Raw genomic sequence first — 5,551 nt, 5'->3', positions numbered from 1 at the left:
CCTCAAAAAAAAACCAAAAAAGATCTGTTTTTTCTCTTGACTATAATATAGCTGACTTTCCGTGGCCGGGCGGTGAACCCGCTGTGCTACGCACATCGGTTTCACCTGTCCCTTTCCGCCACAGGAGTCTACGGGTGAGTCTAGCCCTTTTTATAATTATAATCTCAAGTTCATCAAGCAGATTAGTTAAAAAAGATAGAAGTTCCGGATCATTCCTTTCCACTGTCTAGCTGAGACGGGCAAGGATTATTAACTTCACCCCAGTAATAAGTCTGAAGAATAACTTGGTACTTTGTTTATTTGTTTTGCTTCACCACCGCTTTTTTGAAGTTTTAATTTGGTAAAAAACATGCCTGAGACATCCGTAGGTACGGATGTCTCAGGCAACGTTAATGTAATCTTATTTTTAGATTTATTCAAAGTTCATTCGTGATTAAAGAAGGCTGTACAATTTGATTTCCGGGTGTTTGTCTGAGAACCATCTCATGGCGAAGTCGTTTTCGAATAGGAAGACGAGTTTGTCGTAGCGGTCTTTTACAAGCAGGCTTCTTTGAGATGACATGGAGTCTTTAATGTCTTCTTCATTTTCAATCCATCTCGCCATTTTTGATCCGATGTTTTCCATCATAACATCTGTGTTGTATTCATTTTTCATACGGTGCTCGAAAACCTCGAACTGGAGGTGACCTACGGCTCCTAAGATCACTTCTTCTGTTCTGAGTGTCCGGTAAAGCTGTATGGCACCTTCCTGAACGAGCTGATTGATGCCTTTATGAAAATGCTTTTGCTTCATCACATTTTTCGCTGTTACCCTCATGAATAGTTCAGGGGTGAATTGAGGAAGCTTTTCGAACTGATAGCTTCTTTTACCGCCAGTCAGCGTATCTCCGATCTGGTAGTTACCAGTATCATGAATACCGATAATATCTCCGCTCACTGCATTATCAACTGTGTTCCGGTCATCCGCCAAAAATGATGTTGATGAGCTCAGTTTGATCGTTTTTCCTGTCCGGCTCAGCTGGACGGGCATTCCTCTTTCGAACTGCCCTGAACAGATACGAAGGAAAGCGATCCGGTCACGGTGGGCAGGGTTCATATTTGCCTGAATTTTAAAGATGAAGCCTGAAAATTCATCACTGACAGGATCAATACTGCCGATATCTGTTTCTCTTGGCTGCGGCGATGGAGCAAATTCAAGGTAGGTTTCCAGAAATGTCTGAACACCGAAATTTGTGAGGGCACTGCCGAAGAATACCGGCGTTACTTCTCCATTGAAAAGTCTCTCTTCTGTGAATTCATTTCCGGCCTCATTCAGCAGCATAATATCCTCAAGTGCCTGGTCATATAGTGAAGATTCTTTAATGGTATGATCTCCCTCAAGTTCACCGTCTTCGTTTAATGGAAGAAAACGATCTGCTTCATCTGTCCGGAACTGTTCAATACGGTGATGATGACGGTCGTAAATGCCTAAAAACTCTTTCCCCATTCCGATCGGCCAGTTCATCGCATATGATTCAATTCCTAAAACTTCTTCCAGCTCTTCCATAATCTCAAGCGGCTCTCTTCCCTGACGATCAAGCTTATTGACAAAAGTGAAAATCGGTATACCGCGCATTTTACATACTTTAAAAAGCTTCAGGGTTTGTGCTTCAATCCCTTTGGCAGCATCAATAATCATGACAGCACTGTCCACCGCCATCAGTGTGCGGTACGTATCTTCACTGAAATCCTGGTGTCCGGGCGTATCAAGGATATTAATTCTTTTTCCATTATAATCAAACTGCATGACAGATGATGTTACTGAAATGCCACGCTGCTTTTCTATCTCCATCCAGTCGGAAGTGGCAAACTTCCCTGACTTTTTCCCTTTTACTGTTCCCGCTGCCCTGATGGCTCCTCCAAACAACAGCAGCTGCTCAGTTAATGTCGTTTTCCCTGCATCCGGGTGAGAAATAATCGCGAAAGTCCTTCTGGATAAAACTTCTTCTTTTAATGTCATGATTTTATTTCCTCTCTTCATTTCATTCCTTCATCCATAATAGTAGTTCAAAGAAGAGAATGCAATCTCACTTTCAGCACATACTAACACTCAGTCAACACAAAAAAGCACATTCAGAATTGAAGAAATCTTGTACACGTTGTATAAATAAGTTGTACAAATGATGTACGAACAAAAAACAAGGAGAGTGGAAAATGTGAAGAAATTGTTAGGCTCATTGTTAGCGGCTGTCATGATGATGGCTATGATGGGAGGCGCAGCACTTGCTGACAACCATGAAGGTGGCGAAGGTTGGGTAAGAATCCTTCATGCATCTCCGGACGCACCGGCTGTTGACGTCTATGTAAATGGTGAAGCAGTAGTTGAAGGCGCGGCATTCAAAGATTACACAGATTACTTAGCACTACCTGCTGGTGACCACGAAGTGGAAATCTTCCCGGCAGGCGACACAGAAACGGCTGTTATTTCTGAAACATTAACTGTTGAAAGCGGAATGTACTACACTGCATCTGCAATCGGAACTCTTGACAGCATTTCACTTAACGTAACGCAAGATGATTTAACAATTGGCGAAGGAATGACAAAAGTTCGTGCTGGACACTTCTCACCTGATGCACCTGCAGTTGATGTAGGTCTAATCGGTGGAGACGCTGTATTCAGTGGAGCTGAGTTCCCTGGTGTGACTGATTTCGCTGAGCTTGAAGCAGGATCTTATGACCTTGAAGTACGTACTCCGGAAGGCGATCAGGTTCTTGACCTTTCAGGAACTGAGCTTGAAGCTGGAATGGCATACAGCGTATATGCAGTAAACACTCTTGACAGCATTGAAGCATTAGTATTAACTGCACCAGCTGCAAACGCTATGCCATCTGAAATGCCTGAAACAGGTATGGGTGGAATGGCTCAGGAAAACAATTCATTCATGCTATATGCTGCAGCAGCTGCATTAATGGGTGGAGCGGTAATTGTTTTCGCAGTTCGCAGACGCGCTCACAACAACTAATTAAATGAAAATTAAAGCTTTATTAATCGGGTTGATCTTCCTGCTGAGTGCATGCTCAGCAGGCGATCAACCTTTTTCTGCAGAACCTGAAACCGCTCCGGCTGCAGAAAATGATACAGAATCAACCGCTGTTCAGGAAGAACAGGAGCAGAACGAAAACCGGATTCAGGTTTCGGATGCACCAAATCCTTTTCTTGCTGCTCAACAGCAGACCATTACTCCTTCACGACTTGTCATCCCGGCAATTAATGTAGATGCAGAGATTAATCCTTATGGGCTTGACCCTGAGTCTGGTGGAATGGCAGTACCTGATAATGGTGAGGAAGTCGCCTGGTATGAACCCGGATTTAAACCCGGACAAAAAGGAAGTGCGGTCCTTGCCGGACATGTAGATAGTGAAAAAGCACCCGCTGTATTTTGGGATCTGAAAGAACTCACTGAAGGCGATGAAATTCATGTTTATGATGAATCGGGTAAAATGCTGACATACGTTGTGACAAGAACTGAAATTTACGACCGTAATGAAGCACCTATCCAGGAAATATTCGGTGCCTCTTCTAAAGAAAAACTGAACCTGATCACATGTACCGGTTACTTCGATCGTGATATCAGAAACTATGTAGATCGGATGGTTGTGTATACTGAATTAAAATCAGATTCAGCAGCTTAATAAATTGATAACCTTTAAGAATGTGACGGACCTGCACCCGCTATCCGTAAATGGTAGCGGGTGCAGGTCTGTCTGATTCGAATTCACTTTCACATGTCACATTTCTGAAGTCCACTGTCTGATTCTCTGACTTAATTCCAGTGCTTCCTCAGGTAATGTCACTTTCTCCAATGTTTCTCTGATCTTTTCATAAGTCTCTGGACCTGACTCCTCGTACTTATATAAATAGGACCAGTGAACAGATGGTATCGCAACAAGGATGGATTCCTCTTTCCTGTTTTCGTGAATGAATACGTATTTCTCTCCGTTTGAACCATAGCTTTTTCTAATTTTCAAGTAGTTCATCTCCTCTGATGTCAGACATCATACTTTTATTGACGTTTCTGTGACGGATATTGAAACGCTTGCATTTGCATTGTAGAATGATATCAGCATTTTGACAAGAATGCGCATATAAATAAGATAGGAGCTGTAAAATAATGAATATTCTCTGGGGATTAGCTGGTATTGTGACCATTCTTGGAATCGCTTTCCTCTTTTCTAATAACCGTAAGAGCATTAAGTGGCGCCCGGTATTAGTCGGTCTTGCTATTCAGCTGACATTTGCTTTTCTCGTTCTTCAAACGAGTATCGGTGCAAGCTTCCTTGAAGCATTAACTTTCGGGGTCAATAACATCATTGGTTATGCCAATGCAGGTATTGACTTTGTATTAGGCGGATTTGCCTACCAGCAGCAGGAAGGCGGATTTGTATTCGCTATTAATGTGCTGACGATTATTATTTTCTTCTCTTCTTTAATTTCAGTGTTGTATTACCTGAAGATCATGCAGTTTGTGATCAAAATTCTTGGTGGGGGACTTTCCTGGCTTCTTGGCACTCGTAAAGCCGAATCGATGTCTGCTGCTGCCAATATCTTTGTTGGACAGACGGAAGCTCCGCTTGTTGTTAAACCTTACATCGCTAAAATGACAGATTCTGAACTATTCGCTGTCATGACGGGTGGACTTGCCTCAGTAGCAGGTTCTGTTCTGATCGGATATTCTTTACTCGGCGTACCTCTTGAATACCTTTTAGCTGCAAGCTTTATGGCTGCTCCTGCAGGTCTTGTTATGGCCAAAATGTTTGTTCCTGAAACAGACAACCGGCCTGACCCTGAAGACTTCAACATGGAAGCTGATGAAGAAGCTTCCAACGTGGTGGATGCTGCTGCACGCGGTGCTGCAACAGGTCTTCAGCTAGTGTTAAACGTCGGTGCGATGCTGATCGCCTTTATCGCATTAATCGCTTTACTGAATGGTCTTCTTGGTGGAATTGGTGGATTAATCGGTTTTGATAACCTTTCTATCGAACTGATTCTGGGATATGTATTCGCACCTCTTGCTTTTGCGATTGGTATTCCATGGGATGAAGCGATCCGCGCTGGTAACTTCATTGGACAGAAGCTGGTTCTGAATGAATTTGTAGCTTATGCAAGCTTTGCTCCTCAGATTGATCAGTTCTCTGAAAAGTCAGTTGCGATTATTACGTTTGCTCTATGTGGATTTGCGAACATTTCTTCACTTGCGATTCTATTGGGTGGTCTTGGTAACCTTGCACCTAACAGACGTCCTGATATTGCCCGTATGGGTATTCGTGCGGTTGCAGCCGGAGCGCTTGCTTCTATGTTGTCCGCTGCGATTGCAGGTATGTTCTTCTAATTCTCAGAGGTTATGTTTATAGATTTGAATAGAAAAAGCGTCACAACTTTATGAGTTGTGACGCTTTCTCGTTTTTAATAAACGGCCCCTGACACATCCTACGCTCGTATAGTATAGATAACCAGATTTTTCTCTGGTTCCTCTGTTATACATGTTTTATTTGTATAATGAAGGTGGATCAG

The 5,551-nt window shown here is 42.9% G+C and carries 5 protein-coding genes; 3 read left to right on the top strand and 2 right to left on the bottom strand.

The window, feature by feature from the left end; all coding sequences use genetic code 11:
- Positions 1–433: 433 nt before the first annotated feature.
- Positions 434–1,999 (bottom strand): peptide chain release factor 3, encoded by a 1,566-nt coding sequence (locus E2491_RS12445; RefSeq protein WP_134375982.1) that lies wholly within the window; start codon positions 1,997–1,999, stop codon positions 434–436.
- 196 nt (positions 2,000–2,195) lie between these two features.
- Here E2491_RS12445 and E2491_RS12440 point away from each other — a divergent pair, with 196 nt between their 5' ends.
- A complete protein-coding gene (locus E2491_RS12440; protein ID WP_134375981.1) occupies positions 2,196–3,002 on the top strand; it encodes a DUF4397 domain-containing protein in 807 nt (268 codons plus the stop codon).
- 4 nt (positions 3,003–3,006) lie between these two features.
- On the top strand, positions 3,007–3,672 hold the full coding sequence (locus E2491_RS12435) for a class F sortase (protein ID WP_134375980.1): 666 nt from the start codon (positions 3,007–3,009) through the stop codon (positions 3,670–3,672).
- Positions 3,673–3,768: 96 nt separating this feature from the next.
- Here the strand turns inward: E2491_RS12435 and E2491_RS12430 are convergent, their stop codons facing one another.
- The gene (locus E2491_RS12430; RefSeq protein ID WP_244093953.1) at positions 3,769–4,017 is read right to left on the bottom strand and encodes a YueH family protein; all 249 of its coding nucleotides are present in this window, start codon (positions 4,015–4,017) and stop codon (positions 3,769–3,771) included.
- Between the two features lie 134 nt (positions 4,018–4,151).
- On the opposite strand from E2491_RS12430, the gene E2491_RS12425 reads away from it, so the two are divergent.
- The gene (locus E2491_RS12425) at positions 4,152–5,369 is read left to right on the top strand and encodes a NupC/NupG family nucleoside CNT transporter (RefSeq protein WP_134375978.1); all 1,218 of its coding nucleotides are present in this window, start codon (positions 4,152–4,154) and stop codon (positions 5,367–5,369) included.
- Positions 5,370–5,551 lie beyond the last annotated feature (182 nt).

It is taken from the genome of Jeotgalibacillus sp. R-1-5s-1, assembly GCF_004405105.1.
In the GTDB taxonomy this organism is placed as follows: domain Bacteria; phylum Bacillota; class Bacilli; order Bacillales; family Jeotgalibacillaceae; genus Jeotgalibacillus.
Note: the sequence above shows the minus strand (reverse complement) of the source record. Positions and strands in the feature narration are given on the sequence as shown.

Coding starts and splice junctions, on each gene's coding strand:
- E2491_RS12445 (WP_134375982.1), bottom strand. CDS start 1,999: ATGACATTAAAAGAAGAAGTTTTATCCAGAAGGACTTTCGCGATTATT.
- E2491_RS12435 (WP_134375980.1), top strand. CDS start 3,007: ATGAAAATTAAAGCTTTATTAATCGGGTTGATCTTCCTGCTGAGTGCA.
- E2491_RS12430 (WP_244093953.1), bottom strand. CDS start 4,017: ATGAACTACTTGAAAATTAGAAAAAGCTATGGTTCAAACGGAGAGAAA.
- E2491_RS12425 (WP_134375978.1), top strand. CDS start 4,152: ATGAATATTCTCTGGGGATTAGCTGGTATTGTGACCATTCTTGGAATC.